The organism is Jannaschia faecimaris (assembly GCF_900107415.1).
Classification (GTDB): Bacteria; Pseudomonadota; Alphaproteobacteria; order Rhodobacterales; family Rhodobacteraceae; genus Jannaschia; species Jannaschia faecimaris.
Genome location: NZ_FNPX01000003.1, coordinates 57346 through 78995, shown reverse-complemented (window position 1 = coordinate 78995; position 21650 = coordinate 57346). Strand labels below are relative to the sequence as shown.

Annotated in this window: 28 protein-coding genes and 1 pseudogene; 11 read left to right on the top strand and 18 right to left on the bottom strand. The window is 64.5% G+C overall.

What is annotated here, in order from left to right; all coding sequences use genetic code 11:
• Positions 1-16: 16 nt before the first annotated feature.
• From BLV27_RS19515 to BLV27_RS04785, 5 genes and pseudogenes are all read right to left on the bottom strand, one after another.
• Positions 17-265 (bottom strand): SMP-30/gluconolactonase/LRE family protein, encoded by a 249-nt coding sequence (locus tag BLV27_RS19515; protein WP_244504541.1) that lies wholly within the window; start codon positions 263-265, stop codon positions 17-19.
• Positions 148-600 carry an SMP-30/gluconolactonase/LRE family protein gene (locus BLV27_RS20185; RefSeq protein WP_425283640.1) on the bottom strand — a complete coding sequence of 151 codons (453 nt, stop codon included), beginning with the start codon at positions 598-600 and terminating at the stop codon, positions 148-150. Before BLV27_RS20185 ends, BLV27_RS19515 begins: the two co-directional genes overlap by 118 nt.
• Positions 601-746: 146 nt before the next feature.
• Positions 747-893 (bottom strand): annotated as a pseudogene (locus BLV27_RS20280) (SMP-30/gluconolactonase/LRE family protein); the annotation flags it as partial.
• Positions 894-986: 93 nt separating this feature from the next.
• Positions 987-1109 (bottom strand): hypothetical protein, encoded by a 123-nt coding sequence (locus BLV27_RS19990; RefSeq protein WP_280140287.1) that lies wholly within the window; start codon positions 1107-1109, stop codon positions 987-989.
• 32 nt (positions 1110-1141) lie between these two features.
• Entirely contained in the window at positions 1142-1330 is a 189-nt protein-coding gene (locus BLV27_RS04785; protein WP_092643251.1) for a hypothetical protein, read from the bottom strand.
• Between BLV27_RS04785 and BLV27_RS04780 the strand changes: the two genes are divergently transcribed.
• From BLV27_RS04780 to BLV27_RS04770, 3 genes are read left to right on the top strand one after another with little or no spacing between them, the layout of a single operon-like run.
• Positions 1329-2207: a serine hydrolase domain-containing protein gene (locus tag BLV27_RS04780; protein WP_092643248.1), complete on the top strand. Its 879-nt coding sequence runs from the start codon at positions 1329-1331 to the stop codon at positions 2205-2207. The genes BLV27_RS04785 and BLV27_RS04780 overlap by 2 nt on opposite strands.
• Positions 2208-2232: 25 nt before the next feature.
• A complete protein-coding gene (locus tag BLV27_RS04775) occupies positions 2233-2829 on the top strand; it encodes a nitroreductase family protein (protein WP_092643245.1) in 597 nt (198 codons plus the stop codon).
• Positions 2826-3512, top strand: coding sequence for an EI24 domain-containing protein (locus BLV27_RS04770; RefSeq protein WP_092643242.1), 687 nt, complete (start codon positions 2826-2828; stop codon positions 3510-3512). The genes BLV27_RS04775 and BLV27_RS04770 overlap by 4 nt, the downstream gene beginning before the upstream one ends.
• Here the strand turns inward: BLV27_RS04770 and BLV27_RS04765 are convergent.
• Both BLV27_RS04765 and mce read right to left on the bottom strand, forming a co-directional pair.
• A complete protein-coding gene (locus BLV27_RS04765) occupies positions 3509-3787 on the bottom strand; it encodes a DUF1467 family protein (RefSeq protein ID WP_092643239.1) in 279 nt (92 codons plus the stop codon). The two genes, BLV27_RS04770 and BLV27_RS04765, sit on opposite strands and share 4 nt — an antisense overlap.
• Complete coding sequence (gene mce / locus BLV27_RS04760; protein ID WP_092643236.1) at positions 3787-4191, bottom strand: methylmalonyl-CoA epimerase; 405 nt, start codon at positions 4189-4191, stop codon at positions 3787-3789. The genes BLV27_RS04765 and mce overlap by 1 nt, the downstream gene beginning before the upstream one ends.
• A 139-nt stretch (positions 4192-4330) precedes the next feature.
• On the opposite strand from mce, the gene BLV27_RS04755 reads away from it, so the two are divergent.
• Positions 4331-5029, top strand: a complete 699-nt coding sequence (locus tag BLV27_RS04755) for a response regulator (RefSeq protein WP_170831353.1) — start codon at positions 4331-4333, stop codon at positions 5027-5029.
• On the opposite strand, the gene BLV27_RS04750 is transcribed toward BLV27_RS04755, so the two are convergent.
• From BLV27_RS04750 to BLV27_RS04740, 3 genes are read right to left on the bottom strand one after another with little or no spacing between them, the layout of a single operon-like run.
• Entirely contained in the window at positions 5026-5685 is a 660-nt protein-coding gene (locus BLV27_RS04750) for a GNAT family N-acetyltransferase (protein ID WP_092643230.1), read from the bottom strand. The genes BLV27_RS04755 and BLV27_RS04750 overlap by 4 nt on opposite strands.
• Positions 5682-6440, bottom strand: a complete 759-nt coding sequence (locus BLV27_RS04745; protein WP_092643227.1) for an SDR family NAD(P)-dependent oxidoreductase — start codon at positions 6438-6440, stop codon at positions 5682-5684. Before BLV27_RS04745 ends, BLV27_RS04750 begins: the two co-directional genes overlap by 4 nt.
• 45 nt (positions 6441-6485) lie before the next feature.
• Positions 6486-7139 (bottom strand): DUF3047 domain-containing protein, encoded by a 654-nt coding sequence (locus tag BLV27_RS04740; RefSeq protein ID WP_092643224.1) that lies wholly within the window; start codon positions 7137-7139, stop codon positions 6486-6488.
• Between the two features lie 236 nt (positions 7140-7375).
• On the opposite strand from BLV27_RS04740, the gene BLV27_RS04735 reads away from it, so the two are divergent.
• Genes BLV27_RS04735 through BLV27_RS04715 form a run of 5 tightly spaced genes read left to right on the top strand, consistent with a single transcriptional unit; the run spans position 7376 to position 10481 of the window.
• Complete coding sequence (locus BLV27_RS04735; RefSeq protein WP_092643221.1) at positions 7376-7882, top strand: type III secretion system chaperone family protein; 507 nt, start codon at positions 7376-7378, stop codon at positions 7880-7882.
• Between the two features lie 52 nt (positions 7883-7934).
• Complete coding sequence (proC, locus tag BLV27_RS04730) at positions 7935-8729, top strand: pyrroline-5-carboxylate reductase (RefSeq protein ID WP_092643218.1); 795 nt, start codon at positions 7935-7937, stop codon at positions 8727-8729.
• The gene (locus BLV27_RS04725) at positions 8726-9061 is read left to right on the top strand and encodes a tRNA-binding protein (RefSeq protein WP_092643215.1); all 336 of its coding nucleotides are present in this window, start codon (positions 8726-8728) and stop codon (positions 9059-9061) included. The genes proC and BLV27_RS04725 overlap by 4 nt, the downstream gene beginning before the upstream one ends.
• Entirely contained in the window at positions 9058-10008 is a 951-nt protein-coding gene (locus BLV27_RS04720; protein ID WP_092643212.1) for a 2-hydroxyacid dehydrogenase, read from the top strand. Before BLV27_RS04725 ends, BLV27_RS04720 begins: the two co-directional genes overlap by 4 nt.
• Positions 10005-10481: a methylated-DNA--[protein]-cysteine S-methyltransferase gene (locus tag BLV27_RS04715; protein WP_092643209.1), complete on the top strand. Its 477-nt coding sequence runs from the start codon at positions 10005-10007 to the stop codon at positions 10479-10481. Before BLV27_RS04720 ends, BLV27_RS04715 begins: the two co-directional genes overlap by 4 nt.
• Positions 10482-10526: 45 nt before the next feature.
• Here BLV27_RS04715 and BLV27_RS04710 read toward each other — a convergent pair whose 3' ends face one another.
• The 8 genes from BLV27_RS04710 to BLV27_RS04675 all read right to left on the bottom strand — a co-directional run bounded on the left by BLV27_RS04710 (position 10527) and on the right by BLV27_RS04675 (position 19491).
• Positions 10527-11972, bottom strand: a complete 1446-nt coding sequence (locus BLV27_RS04710; protein ID WP_092643206.1) for an NAD-dependent succinate-semialdehyde dehydrogenase — start codon at positions 11970-11972, stop codon at positions 10527-10529.
• 3 nt (positions 11973-11975) lie between these two features.
• Positions 11976-12929, bottom strand: coding sequence for an aldose epimerase family protein (locus tag BLV27_RS04705; protein WP_092643203.1), 954 nt, complete (start codon positions 12927-12929; stop codon positions 11976-11978).
• Positions 12930-12949: 20 nt separating this feature from the next.
• Positions 12950-13852, bottom strand: a complete 903-nt coding sequence (locus BLV27_RS04700; RefSeq protein ID WP_092643200.1) for a hydroxyacid dehydrogenase — start codon at positions 13850-13852, stop codon at positions 12950-12952.
• Between the two features lie 84 nt (positions 13853-13936).
• Positions 13937-15028: a Gfo/Idh/MocA family protein gene (locus BLV27_RS04695; RefSeq protein WP_092643197.1), complete on the bottom strand. Its 1092-nt coding sequence runs from the start codon at positions 15026-15028 to the stop codon at positions 13937-13939.
• Entirely contained in the window at positions 15025-16362 is a 1338-nt protein-coding gene (locus BLV27_RS04690; RefSeq protein ID WP_092643194.1) for a hypothetical protein, read from the bottom strand. Before BLV27_RS04690 ends, BLV27_RS04695 begins: the two co-directional genes overlap by 4 nt.
• Complete coding sequence (locus BLV27_RS04685; RefSeq protein ID WP_092643190.1) at positions 16362-17390, bottom strand: tagatose 1,6-diphosphate aldolase; 1029 nt, start codon at positions 17388-17390, stop codon at positions 16362-16364. Before BLV27_RS04685 ends, BLV27_RS04690 begins: the two co-directional genes overlap by 1 nt.
• The gene (locus BLV27_RS04680; RefSeq protein WP_092643187.1) at positions 17387-18229 is read right to left on the bottom strand and encodes a PfkB family carbohydrate kinase; all 843 of its coding nucleotides are present in this window, start codon (positions 18227-18229) and stop codon (positions 17387-17389) included. Before BLV27_RS04680 ends, BLV27_RS04685 begins: the two co-directional genes overlap by 4 nt.
• Positions 18226-19491: a cytochrome-c peroxidase gene (locus tag BLV27_RS04675; protein ID WP_092643184.1), complete on the bottom strand. Its 1266-nt coding sequence runs from the start codon at positions 19489-19491 to the stop codon at positions 18226-18228. Before BLV27_RS04675 ends, BLV27_RS04680 begins: the two co-directional genes overlap by 4 nt.
• A 12-nt stretch (positions 19492-19503) precedes the next feature.
• Here BLV27_RS04675 and BLV27_RS04670 point away from each other — a divergent pair, with 12 nt between their 5' ends.
• Entirely contained in the window at positions 19504-19971 is a 468-nt protein-coding gene (locus BLV27_RS04670; RefSeq protein WP_092643181.1) for a tetratricopeptide repeat protein, read from the top strand.
• A gap of 72 nt (positions 19972-20043) precedes the next feature.
• Positions 20044-21609 carry a methyl-accepting chemotaxis protein gene (locus BLV27_RS04665; RefSeq protein ID WP_170831352.1) on the top strand — a complete coding sequence of 522 codons (1566 nt, stop codon included), beginning with the start codon at positions 20044-20046 and terminating at the stop codon, positions 21607-21609.
• Positions 21610-21650: the final 41 nt, after the last annotated feature.

The following is a 21650-nucleotide window of genomic DNA, read 5'->3' as shown; positions in this document are numbered from 1 at the left end:
GCGCGGGTGGGGCGCGTCAGGCGGGGCCTGCCCCCTGCGTGCCGTTAAAGACCGAGTAGATCGACTGCGATGCGGCCATGAACAGCCGGTTGCGCTTCGGCCCGCCGAAACAGATGTTGCCGCAGATTTCCGGTAAACGGATCCGATTCAGCAGCGTGCCGTCCGGGGCCCAGACCGTAACGCCCGAGTAGCCCACGTTGCGCCCGCGTTCGATGATTCCCAGAGGTTGCCCGCCACGTCGGTTCGCAACCCATCCGGCCCACATTTCACGCCGTCGACCTCGCAGTCCGAAAACACCCGCTGGTTCGAACTTGTGCCGTCATCCGCCACGTCCAGCGCGATGACCTCTCCCTGACCGCCCGGACCGGCATCGCGCGGCCCTTTGCCCGTCGATGCGATGTAGAGGGTCTTGTGATCAGGCCAAAAACACAGCCCGTTCGGATCCGCCGCATCGGCTTCGGTTGGCACGCGGGTGATCCCCCGTCCGTCCCGATCCGGTAGGTCGCCGTCTCCACCTCGCGGACGTAATCGCCGAATTCTGGCGGCTGTCCCAGACGCGGGTTCAGCAGGCTGGCGGCATTCGACGGCCCGCCGGCGCATCCGGGGCACCTCATACAACTGGCCGCCATAGGGCGGATCGGTGAACCAGATGCTGCGATCGGTATGTTCGATGATGTCGTTTGCGAGTTGAACCGCTTTCCCTCGAACATATCGGCCAGGATCGTAACCGACCCATCATGTTCATATCGCATGACCCTGCGTGCCAGATGCTCCGCCGAAAGCTGCCGACCGCTGCGGTCGAGGCTGTTCCCGTTGGAATTGTTGGACGGCATCCGGAATTCGCTGACGTGGTCATCTTCGTCCAGCCAGCGCATCTGCCGGTTTTCGGGGATGTCCGACCAGATCAGGAACTTGCCAACGCTGTTCCATGCAAGGCCTTCGGCCCAGCGCGCTCCTGTCCACAGCCGCTCGATCGAGGCGATCGGCTACATCATACCCCAGAACCGGTCGTCGGCGGCCACCAGGTCCAGGTCCCAGAAGCAGACGTTCGGCTGCGCATCCGGGCCGAAATCACGGCTCGGCATCGTTATGGTGGTCAGCGGCTCCACGGCCGTCGATTGGGCCCGCGCGGCAACTACGGTCAGCGCGACAGGTTTGGATAGATCTTTGTCATGCTCTTCCTCGCCCTTGCGGCATGTGCCGCTCCGCCACCTTTTGCCGTTTCCAGATTTTCTTCGATTCGAGTTGCGCTGAGGTCGGTAATGGCGTGAATCCGCAGAAGGAGCGCTCGCCGCTGCATGGCCCACACACGCAGCAGAGGATTCAGCATGACCGTATTCACCGCCCGCCTGACCGCCGACGGACACCTGACCGGGGCAGATGCCCCTCCGCTCCCGTGGTGGAGCTTTTCCAAGACGGTGATCGCCGCGCTTCTGGTCGGGGCCGCCGCGCGCGGCGAGGTCGATCTCGATTCGCCTTGCCCCGGTCATGAGTGGACCTTGCGCGACCTGCTGGGCCACCGCGCCGGGCTGGGCGACTATTTCGCCGTGCCCGCCTATCACCGGGCCATTGCAACGGGCGGTCCGATCTGGACCCCGGCGGATTTCCTACGGGTCGTCCCGCCAGACAAACCTGACACGCCGCCGGGAACCCGCTTCGCCTATTCCAACATCGGCTACCTGTTGGCGCGGCAGGCGCTGGAAACGGTCACAGGTCAACCCTTGGCCGCCCTGTTGAATCGATTGACAGCGCCCCTTGGCCTGACTTCGGTGCGGCTGGCGCAGACTGCCGAGGATTTCGCCGATCTGCCTTTTCCGGCTGGCGGCTATCATCCCGGATGGGTGGCGCATGGCTGCCTGATGGGCACACCATCGGATGCGGTGCGCCTATTGCGCGCAATCCTGCATGACCCAGCGTTGACCGGAATGCAGATAGCCTTGCCTGTGGATGCCAACGTTGCGGGGCGGCCCTGGACAGAAACGGGCTATGGTCTGGGCCTGATGATCGGGCGGGTAGGACCGGCGGGGCGGGCAATCGGCCACTCGGGCGGCGGGCCCTTTTCCGCCAACGCCGTCTATGCCTTTCCCGATTGTCCGGGCACCCCCGTGGTGGCGACCTTCGTCGCTGGCGGGGACGAGGCACCGGCGGAACATGCCGCCCTGCGAATGGCGCGCGCCTTGAAACCCGGATCACGCCACGCGACATGATGAACGACCCAAAAGGACAGCGCCCATGCCCGATGCCATCGCCCCCCTGACACCGCGCCCCGATGTAATCGAATTCCTGTTGGCGCGCCGGTCCCGCCCCGCGAAGACGTTGGTGGCCCCCGCCCCCGACCACGCCGCGTTGAGGCAACTGCTGACCGCTGCGCTGCGCGTCCCGGACCATGGCAAGCTGGAGCCTTGGCGCCTGATTGTTCTGGAGGGCGCTGCATTGCCAAGACTGGGCGCGCTGACGGCCGAGATCGGCACGGAGCTCGGGTTGGACGCCGACAAGCTGACCAAGGCGCGGGCGATGTTCGACGCAGCCCCCCTGATGGTCGCCGTCGTCGCCTCCCCCAAACCGTCGGAGAAGATCCCCGAAGTTGAGCAGACTCTCTCGGCGGGTGCCGTGTGCCTGGCCCTCGTGAACGCTGGTCTTGCCGCCGGTTGGGGGGCGAACTGGCTGACGGGCTGGATGGCAACCGACCGCGCATGGCTCAGCGATGGGCTGAAGCTGACACCCGACGAATGGGTCGCTGGCTTTATCGTTCTGGGCACCGAGACGATCGTTCCATCCGACCGGCCCCGCCCGAACCTGAGTGCCGTGACTGATTGGGTCAACGAATGATCGACGACGTCCTCAGGGCGATCGGACAGCTGGGCGATCCGCGGTTCCGCCGGGTGCTGCTGACGGGCGTCGGTCTGTCGCTTGTCCTGTTGATCGGGTTTTCCGCGCTGATGATCTGGGGGGCAACGGCGCTGGTTGGGCCGTCGGTCACGTTGCCATGGTTTGGCGAGGTGACTTGGCTGAACAATGTCGCAGGCTGGGCGGCCGTACCGTTCACGCTGATTGCGTCGGTCTTCCTGATGGTGCCCGTCGCTTCGGCGTTCACGGGGCTGTTTCTGGACCGCATCGTCGACGCGGTGGAGGACCGGCACTATCCCGGCCTGCCCCCCGCCCGCGCCCAAGGCTGGACCGAGATGATCACGGAAAGCGCCGGGTTCCTCGGGTTGGTTGTGGGTATCAACCTGCTGGCGCTGGTCGCCTATATTTTTCTGGCCCCGTTCGCGCTTTTCATTTTCTGGGCAGTCAACGGATTCCTTCTCGGCCGGGAATACGCGCAGATGGTCGCCGCCCGGTGCCTGTCAGCGGATCAGACCGCCGCCTTCCGCCGCCGCAATCGCGGGGCGATCTGGGCGATGGGCATCCTGATGGCCGTGCCCCTGTCCGTCCCGGTCCTGAATCTTCTTGTGCCGGTCGTGGGCGTGGCCAGCTTCGCTCACCTGTTCCATCGTCTGAGCCGGGCTTAGCCTAGGGCCTCCCGCCCGGTCCAGCGACGCAGGTCGTCGATCGTCAAGTTGCCCGAGGTGATGAACCAGATCAGCGGCACCCACATAACCAATGTGATCACCGTCGCCCAGCCGACCCGACGCCAGACGCGGATCGGGTTTGCCGGGGTGGACGCATGTGTCCCGACTGAAACCTTGCCCTGATCGCCCTGCGTTTTCTGCCCGACCTGCAGACCCAGCATGAAAACCATGGCCCAGATCATCATGAAGACGACGATCGCGGAAAAGACGGACATCAGACTTGCTCCAATTCGACCAGGGTGCCGGTGAAATCCTTGGGATGCAGGAACAGGACGGGTTTGCCGTGCGCACCTATCTTCGGCTCTCCATTGCCCAGAACGCGCGCGCCTGAAGCGATCAGTCTGTCTCGCGCGGCCAGGATATCCTCGACCTCATAACAGATATGGTGGATCCCTCCCGAGGGGTTCTTTTCAAGAAATCCCTTGATCGGGCTGTCATCTCCAAGCGGGTATAACAATTCGATCTTGGTGTTGGGCAGTTCGATGAACACGACCGTGACGCCGTGATCGGGCTCATCCTGCGGCGCGTTCACTTTCGCGCCAAGCGTGTCGCGATACTGCGCGGCAGCGGCTTCCAGATCCGGGACGGCGATGGCCACATGGTTGAGATTTCCGATCATGTCAGACTCCCTTCGTTGCAGGCGACATAGGCGACGTCCCGGCCCGCCCGCAAGCGGCAGGCGCGATATGTCGCGTGTCATTCAACTTTCATTAACGTTGTTCAGCGCATCCTGCACAGGCATCTGCCGGAGAATATCAATGCCCGAATCGGACTTAATGATCCGCCCCGTACCTACGCCGCAACGTCCCCTGCTGGGACAGACCGTCCTGTTGGTAGAAGACAGCCGATATGCCTCCGAAGCGGTCCGGCTTCTGGCCCTGCGGTCCGGCGCACGGATTCGTCGGGCGGACTGCATCGCATCGGCCGAACGTCACCTGCTGACCTATCGTGCGGGCATTGCGATCATCGACATTGGCCTTCCCGATGGGTCCGGGCTTGATCTGATCCGTCGGCTGGACCGCGCGGGGCAGCGCCCCAATGTCCTGCTGGGCACATCCGGTCGCGACGCCTCGGAGGTGGAGCAGGCGACGATGGAGGCCGGGGCGGATGGCCTCCTCGCCAAACCGATCGAAAGCCTCGCCGCGTTCCAGATGGCCATCATGCGTCATTTGCCTGCGGAATTCTGGCCCAAGGGCCTGCGCGTCGTCGGCTCGGAATCCGTTGAGCCGGATACATTCGCGCTCAGCGAGGACCTGATCTACGCGCAACGCCTGCTGACAGAAAACCGGGTTGCTCCGGCATTCGTCGCCGATTTCCTGACCGGGCTGGCGCGCACGGGAAACGATATGGACCTGCTGCACCGCACCCAGGGCCTTGCCAACCGCACGCTTGAAGAACTGCGTCCGGAGTTGCGTGCCCTGATCACCGACCGATTGCAGGACCGGCAAATTATCTAGCGCGCCGTCAGCTCCGCCAGAGACTCTTTCTGCCGCCCCGAGGTATCGAAATTCTCCGGATCGAGCCATGCGCGATGCGCCGCGCGCAGACGCGGCCAGTCGCCGTCGACGATTGCGAACCAGGCGGTGTCTCGGTTCGCCGCCTTCACCACCATGTGCTGACGAAACGTTCCTTCATACGTAAACCCATACCGCAGGGCCGCGCGGCGACTCACCGCATTCTCGGCATTGCACTTCCATTCCACACGGCGAAACCCGGCGGCAAAGGCGTGATCGATCATCAGGTGGATCGCTTCAGTCGAGGCCGGTGTGCGCTGCAATCCGGGGGACAGGGCGATGTTCCCGATCTCGATCACGCCGTTCGACCGATCGATCCGCATGAACGAAGCAACCCCACCCCAGCCCTGCGGCCCATGGATTGCGTAAAAGACAGGATCGTCGCTGGACTCCGCCCCCGCAGCCCAGAGGCGGTAGACATCGAGGTCAGGATACGGGCCGTAGGGCATATAGGCCCAGTGCGCCGCGTCGGTCGGATTTGCCGCGTGCAGGGCGGCGGCATGGCCAGCCACGGTCAACCGCTCCAGCCGGGTGAAATTGCCCTCCAGCGTGGCAGGCGGGAACCAGCCCAAGGGCTGCCAATTCGACAGATCGGTCATTTCGGAGCCATGCGGATCGCACCGTCAAGGCGGATCACCTCACCATTCAGCATGGGATTGGTCGCGATATGGCCGACCAGCGAAGCAAACTCCGACGGATGCCCGAGGCGTGAGGGATATGGGACCTGGTTCCCCAGCGAGTCCTGGACGTCTTGCGGTAGCCCCTCCAGCATCGGCGTCAGAAACAGACCTGGCGCGATTGCGACGACGCGAATGCCCAGCTTGGCTAGGTCGCGCGCCATCGGCAAGGTCATGGCTGCGACGCCGCCCTTGGACGCACCATATGCGACCTGTCCAACCTGCGCCTCAAATGCGGCGACGGAGGCAGTGTTCACGATGACGCCCCGCTCCTGATCCGGCCCGCGCCCATCCTGCGCAGACATGATTGCGGCCGCAGCCGATGCGCAATTGAACGTGCCGATCAGATTGACCGCAATCACCTTGGCGAAAAGCGCGGGATCATGCGCCCCGTCTCGCCCGACCGTTTTGGCCCCGGGTGCGATGCCGGCGCAATTCACCATCAGGTCCAGACGACCGCCCGACGCCACCTTGGCAAGAACGTCCGCGCAGGCCGTCGCATCGGTCACGTCCAGTTTGTGAAACGTACCGCCAAGCTCCTCGGAAAGGTCTGCCCCGCGCGCGTCAAGGTCAAGAATCGCTACCGTTCCGCCCGCCTCCACCACATGCCGCGCCGTTGCCTCGCCCAGCCCCCCGGCCCCGCCGGTGATCGCCGCCCTGCATCCGTTCAAGTCCATCCTGCCCTCCGTTTGCGTTGGACGGGACGGTAGCGGCCCGGGGCGTCAGCGCAAGTCGGGCGCGGTGATCGAGGCACGAACCTTGGTGTTGGTGTCGTCGCTGTCGGCCGATATGCCCATTCCGATCAAGACCTCGGGACTGCCGCCGAATGCACGGTCGTAATCCGCAGCCAAGTCCACACTCTCCGTATGCTGGCCGCTCCCCGCCTGTCGCAGCACGACCGTCTTCAACCCCGGCAGGTAGGGGCTGTCGAAGTTTGTGCCACGCGGCTCGTCATCGCCCCATACATAGACCAAGACCTTGGTATTTGGATCGCGCAACAACGCCGTCGCGCGGTTCGCGTTCGCGGTCGCCGCCGTCGCGGCATCGGTAAATGCGAAATAGATGGCTAGGTTGCGATCGTCTCCGCCTTTCCGGCGCAGGTCGGTCGCGGGCACGCCTTCCGCAACGGCCCAAGTCCAGCTGGCCGAGCGTGACCCGCGCAAGCTTTCGGGGACCGCGCGCCACAGCAGCGAGACCGTCCCGTCCGAGACCACCTGCAAAGATCCGCCGTTCTGCACGTAATTGTTGGAGGAGAAGCGCAAGAAACCTTGCTCCCTCCAACTCCCGTCGAAGGATAACGGCTGCGCCGCAGCAGGCACAGCCAAGATAAACAACAGCGCGCGAGCGACATTTGAAGCAGAAAGGATGTGTTTCATAGCGGTTTACCTAGGGCGACAGCCGGATGTGGGGCGTCACATGGCCGTGAAATGCGCGCAATACTGCTCACAGGCCTGTGGAATACGGTGCCAAGGGTCGGAAAGCTGTGGAGAAGGGAAAACCACCCTTTACAGAGACTCCGCGCCACTCCACCATATCTTGTATCGGGGGGCCGACGCCAAACATAGGGGTCGCGTTCTACACAAGCCCTATGGGCGACAACGGAAGGCCGACCATGCTGCATCAGCGACATCAGTTCTCGGAGACCGGTGACCTTCATCCAATCGACTTGGTGGAGACGGTGGCCGAGACCCACGACTGGGACTTCGACCGCACGGGCGAAGACCAGATATCGATGGTCGTCGAAGGCCAGTGGCGCAGTTATTCCGTAACTCTGGCCTGGTCCGAAATGGACGAGACGTTGCGGCTCGTGTGTTGTTTCGAAATGGAGCCGCCAGAAGAAAGCCTTCCCAAGCTCTACGAAGTGCTCAACCTTGCCAACGACGAAAGCTGGTCCGGCTCGTTCACCTATTGGACCGCGCAGAAGATGATGGTCTGGCGCTACGGTCTGGTCTTGGCGGGCGGTGCCTGCGCGCAGGTCGAGCAGATCAATCATATCGTCGCCGAGGCGATCCTGACCGGCGAGCGGTATTACCCCGCGTTCCAACTGGTCTGCTGGGGCGGGCGCGCGCCGACGGACGCCATCCAAATCGCCATGGCCGAAGCCTACGGCCACGCCTGAGGGTTGCACCCTGCGGCGCGGCCCCTAGGGTGCGCGCTGAAAGGGGACCACTATGGACTTCACAGATATCAATGCACGCGGTGTCGTGCTTCTGGGATGCGGCAAGATGGGTGGCGCGATGCTGGCCGGATGGCTGGCCAAGGGGCTGAGCCCCGCTGCCGTCACCGTTCTCGACCCCAAGCCATCCGCTTGGTTGCAGGGCACCGGCGTGAACCTGAACACCGACCTGCCCGACGCGCCGGCCATCACGCTGATCGCGGTAAAGCCGCAGATGATGGGCGACGCGCTTCCCGCGCTGCAAAGCCTGACCGACACGCTCTATGTCTCGGTCGCGGCGGGCACACCGATCTCCGCGTTCGAGGCCGTCTTCGGATCAGATGCCCGGATCGTGCGTGCCATGCCCAACACGCCCGCCGCCGTGGGTCGCGGCATCACCGCGATCATCGGCAACCCACAAACCGGCCCCGCAGACCTGGACCTGGCCGAAGGGTTCCTGTCCGCCGTCGGCGAGGTCGTACGACTGGAGCACGAAGACCAGATGGATGCGGTTACCGGCCTGTCAGGCTCCGGCCCGGCCTATGTCTTCCACATGATCGAGGCGATGCGCGACGCGGGCGTGGCGCAGGGCCTGTCGCCCGACCTGGCGCTGCAACTGGCGCGCGCCACCGTCGCAGGCGCAGGCGAGCTGGCGATGACAGGCGAGGAGCCGGGCCAGCTCCGGATCAACGTCACCAGCCCGAACGGAACCACGCAGGCCGGGCTTGAGGTACTGATGAAGGATCTGCCCGACCTCATGGCCCGAACCGTCGGGGCCGCAGCCGAACGGTCGCGGGAGTTGAAGGGATGAACCTGAGCTTTGACGACTTCCTGAAAGTCGATGTCCGCGTGGGTCGCGTGACCCGCGCGGAACATTACCCCGAAGCGCGCAAACCGGCGATCAAGATGTGGGTCGATTTTGGTGATGACATCGGGGAGCGCAAGACCTCCGCCCAGGTCACCGCACATTACACGCCCGAGGCGCTGGTGGGCCGACAGGTGGTGGCGGTCGTCAATTTTCCGCCCCGCCAGATCGGCAAGTTCATGTCCGAGGTGCTTGTCCTCGGCCTACCCGATGAAAACGGGGAGGTCGTACTGCTGTCGCCCGACCAAGAGGTGCCCGAAGGAGGGCGGATGCATTGAAGACCCTGCTCGTTTCCCGCGCCCTGCCCGACAGCATCATGTCGGCACTGGCCAACCATTTCGACGTGACTTGCCGCGACACGACGCAGCCGATGGACCTGGATGAATGCCGGGCAGCGCTTGCAGGCTATGACGTCGTGCTGCCCACCCTTGGGGATGCCTTCGGTCCTGATGCCTTTACCGGCGAAATCCGCGCAATGGGTCTTGCCAACTTCGGGGTAGGCTTCAATCACATTGACGTGGGCGCCGCCCACGCCGCCGGACTGATCGTGACCAACACGCCCGGTGCCGTAACCGACGCCACCGCGGACACGGCCATGACATTGATCCTGATGTCTGCACGGCGCGCGGGTGAGGGCGAGCGGATGGTTCGTGCGGGCGACTGGACGGGCTGGCACCCGGTTCAGATGCTGGGGCTGCATGTCTCGGGCAAGACCGTCGGGATTATCGGAATGGGCCGGATCGGGCAGGCTATCGCCCGCCGCTGCGCCGCCGGTTTCGGAATGAAGGTCGTCTTCTGGAACCGCTCGGCCAAGACGATCGACGGGGCAGAGCAATTGGACAGCGTGGCTGACGTCTGCGCCGCCGCCGATATCGTGGTCACCGCCGTCGCGGCTAATGCTGAAACCAAGCACATCATGAACGCACGGACGCTGGCTGCAATGCAAGCCCACGCAATCCTGGTGAACATCGCACGCGGTGACGTGGTGGACGAAGCGGCCCTGATCACGGCCCTTCAATCCGGACAAATCGGGGGCGCGGGGCTGGACGTCTACGAACGGGAGCCGCTGGTTCCAGACGCGCTTCGGGCGATGGAAAATGTCGTCCTGCTGCCACATCTGGGAACCGCCGCGCTGGAAGTGCGCGAAGATATGGGCCGCATGGCGATGGAAAACGCGATTGCCATTGCCGAGGGCCGGACCCCGCCAAACCCAGTGTCTGGGTGATCTTCGTCCGACACGAGACGGCGGCTGGCCCGCTTTGCCTTGCGGGTCAAGGCGAGGTGCTGACTGACGCAAGGCTCAACGCGCCCCCCGACGCGGAGTGGCAAGAGTGCCCCGACGCATTCGCGCAAGCGCGTCGCCAGCTCGACGCCTACTTCGACAGGAAGTGTGTGGATTTCGATCTGCCGCTTGCCCCACGCGGCACACCGTTTCAGCGCCGCGTCTGGCATGCTTTGCAGGCGATACCGCCGGGTGAAACCTGTTCCTACGCCGATCTGGCACAGGCGGTTCGACGTCCGGGCGGTACGCAGGCAGTGGGGCAGGCCAATGGAAAGAACCCTATCGCGATCCTGATCCCCTGCCACCGCGTGATTGCCGCGGATGGCGGCCCTGGCGGTTACGCGCACGGACCCGCCATCAAACGCCACCTGCTGGAGTTGGAAGGGGCCTTGCCCGTTCAAAGCCGCTTGATCTGACTGGGTCGACTGGACGGGCCTTCGGCGAAGACCCGTCCGAACCGTTCAGATCCCGTCGATACAGACGTATTTCGTCTCCAGGTAGTCCTCCAAGCCCTGCGATCCGCCTTCCTTGCCAAGGCCCGACTCCTTGACCCCGCCGAAGGGGGCCTCGACTGTCGTGATCAAACCGGAATTGATGCCGATCATCCCGTATTGCAGTCCCTCGTTCAGGCGGAAGGCCCGCGCCAGGTCCGACGTATAGGCATAGCAGGCCAGGCCATAGACGGTGTCGTTGGCCATCGCGATCGCCTCCTCCTCTGTCTCGAACTTGAAGACCGGGGCCAGCGGTCCGAAGATTTCTTCCTTGGCGAATTTCATCGCCTGGGTGGCCCCCGTCACGATGGTCGGCTGGAAAAACGTGCCGCCATTGCCATGACGTTCGCCGCCGGTGGCGATTTTCGCACCCTTGGCCTTGGCGTCGGCCACGAACTCCTCGACCTTCTCGACTGCGTCCATGTCGATCATCGGGCCCTGTTCGACGCCCGCATCGCGCCCGTCACCGACCTTCATCGCCTTGGTCTTTTCCGTCAGCTTGGCGACGAAGGCATCATGGATGCCCGACTGGACGTACATCCGGTTGGCGCAGACGCAGGTTTGGCCCGCGTTGCGGAACTTGGACACCATCGCGCCCTCGACCGCGCGGTCCAGATCGGCATCGTCGAAGACCACGAAAGGTGCGTTGCCGCCCAATTCCATCGACACTTTCTTGACCGTATCGGCGGCCCCGCGGATGAGCTCTTTGCCAACCTCGGTGGAACCGGTGAACGTGATCTTGCGGACATCGAAACTGTCGATCATCGACTTGGCAATCTCGCGGGCCGATCCCGTCACGACGTTCATCACGCCCTTGGGATAGCCAACCTCTTCACACAGCTTGCCCCACGCCAACCCGGAGTACGGCGTCGCCGTCGCGGGCTTTGCCACCACCGTACAACCGACGGCCAGCGCGGGTGCCACCTTGCGCGCCAGCATCGACGACGGGAAGTTCCAAGGTGTGATCATGCCGACCACGCCGATGGCGTGCTTCGTCACCAGAATGCGGCGGCCGTTCACGCCGGCGGGTACGATTTCGCCCTTGGCGCGGCGCGCCTCCTCGGCGAACCAGCGGACGTATTGCGCGCCGATGGCGATCTCGCCCATGGACTCGGCCATGGGCTTGCCCATCTCGACCGTCAGCAGCTCGGCCAGGTCGCGTTGGTTGTCCATCAGCGCGTCGTGCAGCTTCCACAACAGGTTGCACCGCTCCATCAGCGACATGTCCCGGAACGCCGGGAAGGCGTCGGAGGCCGCTTTGATAGCCCGGTCCGCCTCGGCGGTGCCGCCCTTGGGGATCGTGCCGATCACGTCGCCATTAACCGGATTAGCGACGTCGATCGTCTCGCCGCTGTCAGCCCCGACCCAGTCGCCACCAATCAGGTTCGCCTGCTTAATCCAGTCTTGAAATGCCATTTTTTATCCTTTTACGAAGTTGAACGTCGTTGTCTGTTCGTATGTCTCGCCCGGTCGCAGGACGCAGTTCGGGAAATCGGCGTGGTTTGGCGCATCCGGCCAGTTCTGCGGCTCCAAGGCGACGCCGGCGTGGGCCCGGTACGTCCGCCCGTCAATCCCCTGCACGGGGGTGGCCAGCTTGGCCCCCCCATAAACCTGCAATCCGGGTTCGGTCGTGGCCACGGTCATGGACATGCCGGGTGCGTGCAGCACTGCGACGTCGCGCAAGGCGACCCGTGCGTCCGACAGGCACAGGTTATGATCCAGCAGCCCTTGGCCGGGCAGCATCCGCCCGGCACGAAAATCGAAGTCCGTCCCGGCCACCGTCGCAACACCGGTCGGGATCAGCCCCTCGTCCACCGGCAGGTAGCGGTCCGCCTTGACGGTCAGGTAGTGGCGCGACACGTCGTCAGTCCCGTCGAGGTTCCAATAGGTGTGATGCGCCAGGTTCACGATCGTCGGCGCATCGCTGATCGCGCTATACTGAACCGCCAGACATGCACCCGGCGCGCAGGTGAATGTCGCGGTGATCTGCACCGGGCCCGGATAGCCCATCTCTCCGTCGGTCAGCGCGATGGAGAAGGTGATGGAACTGTCGGTTCGCGCGGTCACGTCCCATACGCGCTTGCCGATGCCCTTCGACCCGCCATGCAGGCTGTGCCGCTCCTGAAAGTTGCGGTCCAGCCGATGCTCCACGCCGTCCAGCGTGAACCTTGCATCGCCGATACGGTTGGCAAAGCGTCCCACCGTAGCCCCCATGTAGTTGGCGTGCCCGGCGGCATAGTCCCCCAGATCGGCCAAGCCCAGAACCAGTGGATGATCCACTCCGTCCATCCGCAAATCGACCAGCGATGCCCCCCATTCGGTAAACGTCGCCGTCAGCCCGTGGCCGGCGATGGCAAAGCGGTTCAGATTCATAATGTCCTCCGGCGACTGCCTTAGTCCAAGCCCAGATGCCCCGCCACCCTGCGCGCCGTCATTTCCGACACGCGGGCATTCGCCTCGCGCGTCACGCCGCCGATGTGCGGCGTCAAGATCAGGTTGGGCACCCCCGCGAAGGGGTTGTCCGCGCCCAGCGGCTCGGTCACGTGGGTGTCGATCGCGGCCCCGCCGAGGTGCCCCGAGCGGAGCGCTTCGCAGACAGCCGCTTCGTCCATGACCCCGCCGCGTGCGGCGTTGATCAGGATCGTGCCCGGCTTCATGGACGCTATGACCTGCGCGTCGATCATGTCGCGCGTCTCCTCGGTCAGGGGGACATGCAATGTTATAACATCACTTTTCGTCAGAACCTCCTCCTCCGTGCCTTCCAGCGCGCCCGGGAAGTCTTCGGCATAGGGGTCGGAGGCCAGGCACTTCATGCCCAGAGCCGCAGCCAGTTCAGCCGTCTTGCGTGCGATTTCGCCATAGCCGATCAGGCCCAGGGTCTTGCCCGACATCTCCCGCCCCTGTCCGGCAGCCGCACGCGGCCAGTCACCGGCCTCCATCTGCGGGCGCATCGTGTAGGCCCCACGCAGCAACATGCCCGCCGTCGTCACCACGTATTCCGCCACCGACAATGTGTTTGCCCCCGTGGCGGGAAACACGGAAATTTCTTGGTCCGCGCATCCGGCCATGTCGATATTGTCGAGCCCGACGCCAAGGCGCCCCACGCAGGAAAACCCGGCATAGAGCAAGTCGCCGCGCACCTGCGTCCGGTCGCGCACGATCAGGGCCTGCGCCAGTTGCGCATGCTGGGCCAACTCCTCGGGGAAGTCTGGCAGGTCGGGTTGGTAATGGACCTCGGCCCGCTCGCGCAGCCAGTCGACCCATGTCTCGTCCATGAATTCGGTAATGAGGATCATTCTAATTCCTTTGTTATAAGTGGTGTCCGCCGGGTGCGGCAGACCGCGCTTGGTCCAGGATATTTATGGCAAGGGGAAGCACGCTCAGGCCCCGCGCCCCCGCAGATCGATCGCCTGACCGGAACGCGCGGATTCCTCCGCCGCCTCACCGACCAGCACGGACCAGTAGCCGTCATCCAGACTGACCTCTGGCAGGCCGGAGCCGTGCCGCACGAGGTCGATGAACCGCTTGTGTTGATAGAAGGTCGAGCCGTGATGATCACCGGCGGTCAGCAGTTCCGCCGGCGTATGCACGACCTCGCGCACTTCTTTCCTAAGGGCGCGGATCGAAGTCACGACCTCTGCCTCCCGCGGCTTGCCGTCCGGCGCGAAACGGGCGGGTCCCGGAATGAGGGCCTCGACCCGGGCGTTTGGCCCGGTGACCGCGATCGACTCCTGCCAGTGAGAGCCTTCGGCGAACATGCACAGGTCCAGCATCCCGCGGGTTCCATTGGCGAAATCGACGATGACATATGCGTTGTCGATAATGTCGGGTATGCCCCCGGCATAACGCTCGTCCCGGTGGTTCACGTCGACGCCGGCGCTGGCGTACACTCGGATCGGATCGGCCCCGAGCAGCAAGCGCATCAGGTCCCAGAAGTGGCAGCATTTCTCGATCAGCGTGCCGCCGGTGCGCGCGTTGAAGCGGTTCCATGCGTCCACCTTCTGCAAGAACGGAAAGCGGTGTTCGCGGATAGAGACCATGCGCGGCACCCCCACCGCCCCTTGGTCGAGCATCTGGATCAGGCGCTGAATGGGCGGCATGTAGCGGTACTCCATCGCCACCCAGACCGGGGCCACGCGCCCCTGAGCCTGGCTGAGCAGATCGCGGCATTCGGCCGTGGTGGTGGCAAGCGGTTTCTCCACCATTATCGGCTTGTCCGTGGCCAGCAGGCGTTGAACCAGCCCCGCGTGCACGTCGTTTGGCGCGGCGATCAGGTAGACGTCCGCCAGGTCCGCCGCGATCATTGCCTCGGGGTCCGAGAACCCCTGCGCACCGGCGGTTGTCATCGCGGCGCGGCGCATGCCCTCATCCGGGTCCATCACGGCGGCGACCGTCGCGCCGTCAAGAAGAGTGATGTTGCGGATATGCTCCTGCCCCATCATGCCGGCACCGATCAGCCCATAACGGATCATGCACCCAGCTCCAGCACCGTCAGACCCAGCCCCGCCGCAACACCGCGCAACGTGTCCGCATGATCGCCGTAGGCCAGCGCCATGTGGTGCTCGAGGCCCGACGCCATGATATCTTGGCAGACGGCACCGGCGGGATTGTCGAAGCGGACAACACCGCTGGTCCCCGTATAGGCCATCGGCGCATCCACTACCGTCCCCGTGGCGATCACGACCTGGGGCGTGCCGTAGGCCTGGCTGAGGCGGAAGAGCGTCACGCGCCCGGCCTTCAGCGGAAATTCCAGCAGGAGCGCCTGCTTGCGATTGGTATGAACCGTGGCGTCGGGCGCGCGGGCGGCCATGGAAACGGGGGCCTGTCCGCAGTGCCAGACCACGCCCGTGTCGCCATCCATGTCAACCAGGTCGGCAAGGAACACGGGCACATCTGCCACGTCTTGCAGAATGATCTGGGTAACCGCGCCGTAAACGTCGGCTTCGCAGGCGCAGGGAATCCGTGCCTCGCCCAGCATGGAAACCGGGCCGCAGACTGCACCGCCGTATTCAGTGAACGTCTCGGGCCAGCAGCGGATCGCCATGGCGTCGAAGTGATATTCGGACTTCAACTGATCCAACGCCCCGGCCAGGCGGAGGGAACGGTCAAGTTCACCCTTGTCCAACGTATCCAGGCCACCCAGATGCGCGGCCTTTGCCGCGTAGGGTGCAACAGCCGCATCGGGCAAGGCACGCGCGCGGTCAAACAGGTCGGGCAAATCCAATTCGGTCACGTGCGCACCGGTCAGGTCCGCTAGGTCAGCCTTGTCATACGCACAGGTATCGAACCCGTCGGGCCGCGCGCCAATGCGGGCGATTTTCAGGTCGCCACGGATCGCGACAGGGGACGCATCTGTGGGAAGCCCCCGTTTCGGCGTCACTTGCGGCCCGGTCAGCAAGGCGGACAGGTCGACCTCATCGCCATAGGCCCAGGCAAACCGCCGGGCGTTCAGGCCGAGTGCGTGGGACAAAAGGTTCAATCCGCAAAACGCGTTCAGCCGCAGGCGTCCGCCCACCCGCGGCTCCGGCACGGCCCAGATCGCGACGCGGCCATCGTGCGCGACTGCGGCGCGGGTGGCGAAGGCTGCATCGGTGAAGGTGATCTGAAGGATCAACAAGACATCCGCGTCCTTCGCGGCCTCCAGCGCCACCTCGTCCGGCCCCATCAAAAGGGTGCGCGGGCCCGTGACTTCGTACCCTTGCTTCATTGCGAAGGTATCCAGCCGGGCCAGCATCGCGGCCAGCTTTTCCTCGGCATAGGGCACATCGAACGTGGGCCGCCCCAGCGGCAGTATGGCGATCCGCATCAGATATCTCCGTAACCGTGGCGGAAGCCAGCCGTCGGATCGACAAAGCGCAGGCCCTCACCTCCGTAGCTGGCGTGGTCATGCCAAGGCGTCGCGCGCGCGTCGGTCAGCCTATTCAGATCGGCCATGTACGGAACGGAATCGCGTGCGAGGCCCGCCTTCATTGCATCCCAGTCGGCATAGCTGTTGAACGCATCGAGCCAGATCGCCCGACCGGCAAGATAGCCGCTGGCCCCTGCGGCATAGGCGTACTCCAGCACCGTTTTGAAGTCGGGTTTGCCCGCACCCGCCGAGAGCATGACCCAGGGCCGGGCCGCCAACCGGCCCATCTGGTCGAACAGAACCTGCACTGACGCGTCGCCGCCGGTGATGCCCTTGGCCGGAACAGGACTTTCCAGCTTGAAGACATCCACGCCGTAGTCCGCGCCCGCAAAAGCCTCGACCGAGGCGAGAACATGATCGGAATGCTTCGTCGCCATCTCGGTATACTCGCTGGTCTGCTCGGCGTCGCTGTCGACAGGATGGACCAGAAGTTCGAACAGGAACGGAATGTCATACCTGGCACAGGCCTCGCCCGTGCGCTTGACGAAGTCGTGTTGCGCCTCGCGCACCTCCTGCGAGATGTCGGGCCGGTACCAGGCCAGAACCTTGACCGCGTCGCCGCCCATCCGCTTGATCTTACCCACGGACCAGTCGTCGATCTCCGCCGAGAAGCGCCCCTGTCCGGTATCGCGGAACTGGCTGTCCTCCAGCGTCACGATCAATCCCTTGCGCGGGTCGAACACCGTCCAGCCATGCGGGATCGCATAGTGCGGATCCATCAGCATTGCCGTGGACGAGGGTTGTAACGCCGCCAAAAGCTCGGTCTTCACGCGCGCCACGTCGTCCCAGTTCGGCCCGCCATGATGCGCCTCGACGGACGATTTGATAGGCGGGCGCTGATCCACTGCTGTCATCTTGAAGCGGCCCGCGGCATCGGCCATGCGACGAAATCCCAGTTGCTTGCCGGGGGTGAGTTGGGTCGTCATGCATTTTCCAGTTCGTCTGATGTCGGATAGTGATCCCAGCCGCCCGCGCGGGTGCATTTGAGCGCGGCGGCGGTATTGGCGAAAGTCGACGCGGCGATCAGATCCAGCCCTCGACCAAGAGCCAGAGCAAAGGCCCCATGCCACAGATCCCCTGCTCCCAGAGTGTCGACGGGCATGATGCGCGGTGCCGGGACATGAGGCCCATCTGCCCAATACACCCCGTTCGGCCCATCGGTATAGGCAACGCGGTTCGGAAGCCGGGCAGCGGCATCAGCCAGCGCGCGGGGCAGGTCGTGGATGCCGGTGAAATCGCGCAGTCCCGGTGCGCTAAAAACCACATGGCTGGCCAATGCCGCAAGGGGTTCGGGCGTGTATTTTTCTCCGTCAAGGACGCTGGGCACGCCCCTGTCAAGCGCCGCGCGCAGAGCCGCGTCGGCCGCTTCGGGCCAGCGGCAGTCCGACAGGACGACATCGAATTCCGGCGGGGACGGCGGGGCGGTCGGCAGGTCCAATCCGGGGAAATTGACGATCATCCGCTCACCCCTGGAATCGATCAGGATCGAGCTGAGCGGCGTGCGCCCGCCGCGCGCAAAAGCTGGCGTTATGGCACGGTCGGCGAACATCGCGGCCAGTTCGTCACCGGTCGCATCCGCCCCCAGCCGCGTCATCAGCGTCACCTCCGCCCCAAGGCGCGCGGCTCCGACCGCTGCATTCGCGGCACAGCCGCCGCCGATCCGTTCGAACGAGGTGCTGCGGTGCTTGCCCTCGACGGTGGGCAGCGTCTCGACCCGGTGGACGTAGTCCATGACGGCGATGCCGCAGACCAACAAGCGTGTCATCGCTCCACCTCACTCCCCGAAGGCACGGATTCCGGCACGCCGAGACGTCCGTATTTGCTGGCGGTGCCCTCCAGGGCTCCCAAAAAGGCGACGAGATCGGCGATGTCCGCCTCGGACAGGTCGATCGGCTGGATATCGATGCGCGCGGCCACACGCTGCATTTCCCGCCGATCAGACTGGATCACGAAATCGGTCGCCGCAAGCCAGGGCGCTTCGGGAAGCCGGGCCATGTCGGGCGTCCAGCCAGCCAACCCGCGCGCAGGGTCGGCATGATGCCGAATTATCCCCGCCAGCGTCGGATAGGACCCGTTGTGCCCGTAGGGCGCGGTCAGGGTCACGTTGCGCAGGCTCGGTGTCCTGAAGCGATAGGCATCATCAAGATCGTCGCTTTCTGCCATCCGCCCGACATCGCGCGGCATCGGGTCGAACCGCCGCGTCCGGCCGGGTCCGAACGGCGGCAGGGCCAGCGCGTGAAAGTCGTGGTCAGTGAACAGCGGCCCCGAATGGCAGGACGCACAATCGGCCTTGCCGAAGAACAGGGTGCGCCCCCGATGCTGTGCGGGCGTCAGCCTTCCCTGCCCCGCGCGCCATTTGTCCCACGGCGCATCAAGGCTGCGCCATTCCGCGTTCATGAAGTCGGCCAAGGCGACGGCAATGTGCCCGATGCGGATGTCTTCGGCATGCGCCAGTCCGAAGGCCGACGTCAGAGCAGTTGCATAGGCCGGGATCGTGCGCACACGTTTCGCCAGGATCGGCCAGCCCCCGTCGATCCGGTCGCTGACCGCTCCGATCACCTCGTTCTCGCCCACGTTGCCCGCCATTTCGAACTGCGCGGTCAGGGGAAACAGCGCCTGAACCGCCAGAAGGTTGGGCAAACCCGGCGGCAGCCATTCTTCGGCCGGGCTGTCATACCCGGTGCCATAGGCGTTCGACTGCGACACGCGCCCGTCATGGAAAAAGGTCGTAAATTCAGTCGCACCAACGTTCCAAAGACCCGGCGCGTTGCGGGGGATACGCTTGACGATGCCCCCGTCAGCCACCGCACGCTGGGGTCCGATCCCCGTGCCGCCCTCGCCGATGCCAAGCGATAAGCCGTCGGCAGAAAAGGTCTCGTGGTGGTGGCAGGTTGCACAACTGATGTTGCGGTTGCCCGACAGGATTGGATCGTAGAAAAGCAACCGACCAATGGCGGCACGGGCTTCGTCGTAGGGGTGGAATGTCACCTCTTGCGCCGCTGCGGGCCCGGCGACCAAGGTGATCATCAGGAGGAGACGATGAAATACCTTGCCTTTGCGTTGCTGCTTGCGACGCCCACGCTGGCCGACATCGAAGATGCGCGCGACCTGATGGAGGCGGGTCAGTTTGCGCAAGCACGCGAAGCGCTTTGGCCTGCGGCCCGGTCGGGAAATGCGGACGCGGAGGAGTTGATCGGGGTGATGTACGCTCTGGGCCTGGGCGTTGACCGCGACGAGATCCGTGCCTTTGAATGGTACTTGCGGGCGGCAATGAAGGGGCATCCCGGCGCGCAATCCGGCGTCGGCTGGTACTACGAAGTCGGGCTGGGGATGCCTGCCTCCGACCTGATCCGCGCCTATATGTGGTACGCGCTCAGCGCCATCGGAGGCGACCCTGACGCGGCGATCAGCCAGGAAGAGGTCGTCAAGAAGATGACGCGCGCGCAGATCGTCAAGGCGCACGAGCTGATCGACGACTACAAGGTCTGGATGTATCCTTTCCGCTGAACTGGGCGTTAAGGTCATATTCAGGCGAAGCGGATAAGCTCGGGCGAATCTTCCTCTCCGCGAGCTGTTATGATGAATGCAGCCCCCAAATTCCCACGCCCGACACAACCGGACACCCCCAAGAGGGTATTCCGCATCTGCGCCTACGACCTGGAGGCCCACGTCCGGACGGTTCTGGCCAAAAGCACCGAGGCCATCTCCGATCCGGCCAGCGAAAGCGATGTCGCGCGCACGATCCAGCGTGTGACGGATGCGTTCCTGAACCCGGACGACGCGGAGCGCGCGCGAAACCATCTGGCCATGGCGCGGAGCCTTATCGCCCACGGGCGAACGTTTCAGGATTTCTCGCAACGTCATCAACACCTTCAGACACTCATGCTCGGATCACTGCTGCAACGGACATCCTGGTACCTGGGCCTTGGCCCCAAGGGTGCGGACATATTTCTGCGGGTTATGAACAGGGAACAGATGTCCATACTGGAGGCCTTCAACGATCTGGAAACGCAGGCCCGTGCCCGGGAGCGCGAGGCCTTGGAGGACCAGCTTCGCAGATCGCTCGGAACCGTCCTGCGCGGCGCGCAGGACGGGAACCTCGCACACCGTGTCGAGGGGGATCTGACCGACCCTGTGTTGGCCGGAATCGGGGCCGACCTGAACGCCCTGATGGAGACGCTGGGCGCAGGCCTGCGGTCGGCGATGCTGGCCCTCGACGACCTGGCACAGGGGCGGCTCAACGCGCAGATGGCGGGCACATTTTCGGGCGACTTCAGAAAATTGCAGAACAATATCGCCACGACCGTCGGAGCCGTCGACCATGCACTCTCGCGGATCGGATCGGCCGCTGAGCAGATCATGTCCGCCTCCGATGCCCTGCGCGAACAGGCATCCGGCCTGAGGGAACGCGCGGCGACGGAGCAAACGAATATCAGTGTGCTGAACAGTGGATCAGCGGCAATGCGCGATACCCTTGATGCCAACAGGGATGCCGCCGGGCAGGCGCAGGCCGCCCTTGATGCAATCGCGGCGGAAGCGGCCAATGCGGGCACGGGCATCAATCGCATCACGTCCAACATGTCCCGGATCGAAGAAGGCAGCGTCGCGGTCCAAGGCCTCGCCGACCTGATCGACACGATCGCCCACCAGACCCACCTGCTTTCTCTCAACGCTGCGGTCGAAGCGGCGCGAGCCGGTGACGCGGGGCTTGGATTCGCCGTCGTCGCCACGGAAGTCCGCGCACTTGCGACGCGCGTCGCCAACGGCGCGGAAGACATCCGGACGCTGGTGACCGACAACGCCCTGCAGGTTATAGCCGGACGCGAGATCACCGAGGAGACCGGGACAGTCCTCGCCCGGTTGCAGAAACAAATGGCGGACATCAGGTCGGTCTTCGACGGCATCATCGCCACCAACGAGGCGCAGGCTGCGGAATTCAGCGTTCTGGAGGCGACCATGGTGTCCATGTCCCGATCTATTGAGCGCAACGTCGAGGCGTCAGAGCAAGGGGTGATGCTGGCCCGGACCATGTCGGCCGCCACCGGCGACCTGACCGAGGTGATCAGCAGCTTCGAGCGGGATCCTGGACCCGCGTCAGGCGGCAAACCCGATATGACAAAACCGGGCGACGCGTCCGCCGCCTGATCCGGTCGGCAACGAGCGACAAGCCGCCCGCAACCGGTCGT

What these genes read in the sequence shown, in the direction of transcription:
- BLV27_RS04705 (WP_092643203.1), bottom strand. Translation starts at nt 12,929, where the DNA reads ATGAATCTGAACCGCTTTGCCATCGCCGGCCACGGGCTGACGGCGACG.
- BLV27_RS04665 (WP_170831352.1), top strand. Translation starts at nt 20,044, where the DNA reads ATGAATGCAGCCCCCAAATTCCCACGCCCGACACAACCGGACACCCCC.
- BLV27_RS04755 (WP_170831353.1), top strand. Translation starts at nt 4,331, where the DNA reads ATGCCCGAATCGGACTTAATGATCCGCCCCGTACCTACGCCGCAACGT.
- BLV27_RS20185 (WP_425283640.1), bottom strand. Translation starts at nt 600, where the DNA reads ATGCGCCGGCGGGCCGTCGAATGCCGCCAGCCTGCTGAACCCGCGTCT.
- BLV27_RS04695 (WP_092643197.1), bottom strand. Translation starts at nt 15,028, where the DNA reads ATGATCCGTTATGGGCTGATCGGTGCCGGCATGATGGGGCAGGAGCAT.
- BLV27_RS04675 (WP_092643184.1), bottom strand. Translation starts at nt 19,491, where the DNA reads ATGATCACCTTGGTCGCCGGGCCCGCAGCGGCGCAAGAGGTGACATTC.
- BLV27_RS04680 (WP_092643187.1), bottom strand. Translation starts at nt 18,229, where the DNA reads ATGACACGCTTGTTGGTCTGCGGCATCGCCGTCATGGACTACGTCCAC.
- proC (WP_092643218.1), top strand. Translation starts at nt 7,935, where the DNA reads ATGGACTTCACAGATATCAATGCACGCGGTGTCGTGCTTCTGGGATGC.
- BLV27_RS04775 (WP_092643245.1), top strand. Translation starts at nt 2,233, where the DNA reads ATGCCCGATGCCATCGCCCCCCTGACACCGCGCCCCGATGTAATCGAA.
- BLV27_RS04710 (WP_092643206.1), bottom strand. Translation starts at nt 11,972, where the DNA reads ATGGCATTTCAAGACTGGATTAAGCAGGCGAACCTGATTGGTGGCGAC.
- BLV27_RS04735 (WP_092643221.1), top strand. Translation starts at nt 7,376, where the DNA reads ATGCTGCATCAGCGACATCAGTTCTCGGAGACCGGTGACCTTCATCCA.
- BLV27_RS19515 (WP_244504541.1), bottom strand. Translation starts at nt 265, where the DNA reads ATGTGGGCCGGATGGGTTGCGAACCGACGTGGCGGGCAACCTCTGGGA.
- BLV27_RS04765 (WP_092643239.1), bottom strand. Translation starts at nt 3,787, where the DNA reads ATGTCCGTCTTTTCCGCGATCGTCGTCTTCATGATGATCTGGGCCATG.
- BLV27_RS04740 (WP_092643224.1), bottom strand. Translation starts at nt 7,139, where the DNA reads ATGAAACACATCCTTTCTGCTTCAAATGTCGCTCGCGCGCTGTTGTTT.
- BLV27_RS04770 (WP_092643242.1), top strand. Translation starts at nt 2,826, where the DNA reads ATGATCGACGACGTCCTCAGGGCGATCGGACAGCTGGGCGATCCGCGG.
- BLV27_RS04750 (WP_092643230.1), bottom strand. Translation starts at nt 5,685, where the DNA reads ATGACCGATCTGTCGAATTGGCAGCCCTTGGGCTGGTTCCCGCCTGCC.
- BLV27_RS04725 (WP_092643215.1), top strand. Translation starts at nt 8,726, where the DNA reads ATGAACCTGAGCTTTGACGACTTCCTGAAAGTCGATGTCCGCGTGGGT.
- BLV27_RS04780 (WP_092643248.1), top strand. Translation starts at nt 1,329, where the DNA reads ATGACCGTATTCACCGCCCGCCTGACCGCCGACGGACACCTGACCGGG.
- BLV27_RS04670 (WP_092643181.1), top strand. Translation starts at nt 19,504, where the DNA reads ATGAAATACCTTGCCTTTGCGTTGCTGCTTGCGACGCCCACGCTGGCC.
- BLV27_RS04690 (WP_092643194.1), bottom strand. Translation starts at nt 16,362, where the DNA reads ATGCGGATCGCCATACTGCCGCTGGGGCGGCCCACGTTCGATGTGCCC.
- BLV27_RS04685 (WP_092643190.1), bottom strand. Translation starts at nt 17,390, where the DNA reads ATGACGACCCAACTCACCCCCGGCAAGCAACTGGGATTTCGTCGCATG.
- BLV27_RS04785 (WP_092643251.1), bottom strand. Translation starts at nt 1,330, where the DNA reads ATGCTGAATCCTCTGCTGCGTGTGTGGGCCATGCAGCGGCGAGCGCTC.
- BLV27_RS04700 (WP_092643200.1), bottom strand. Translation starts at nt 13,852, where the DNA reads ATGATCCTCATTACCGAATTCATGGACGAGACATGGGTCGACTGGCTG.
- mce (WP_092643236.1), bottom strand. Translation starts at nt 4,191, where the DNA reads ATGATCGGAAATCTCAACCATGTGGCCATCGCCGTCCCGGATCTGGAA.
- BLV27_RS04745 (WP_092643227.1), bottom strand. Translation starts at nt 6,440, where the DNA reads ATGGACTTGAACGGATGCAGGGCGGCGATCACCGGCGGGGCCGGGGGG.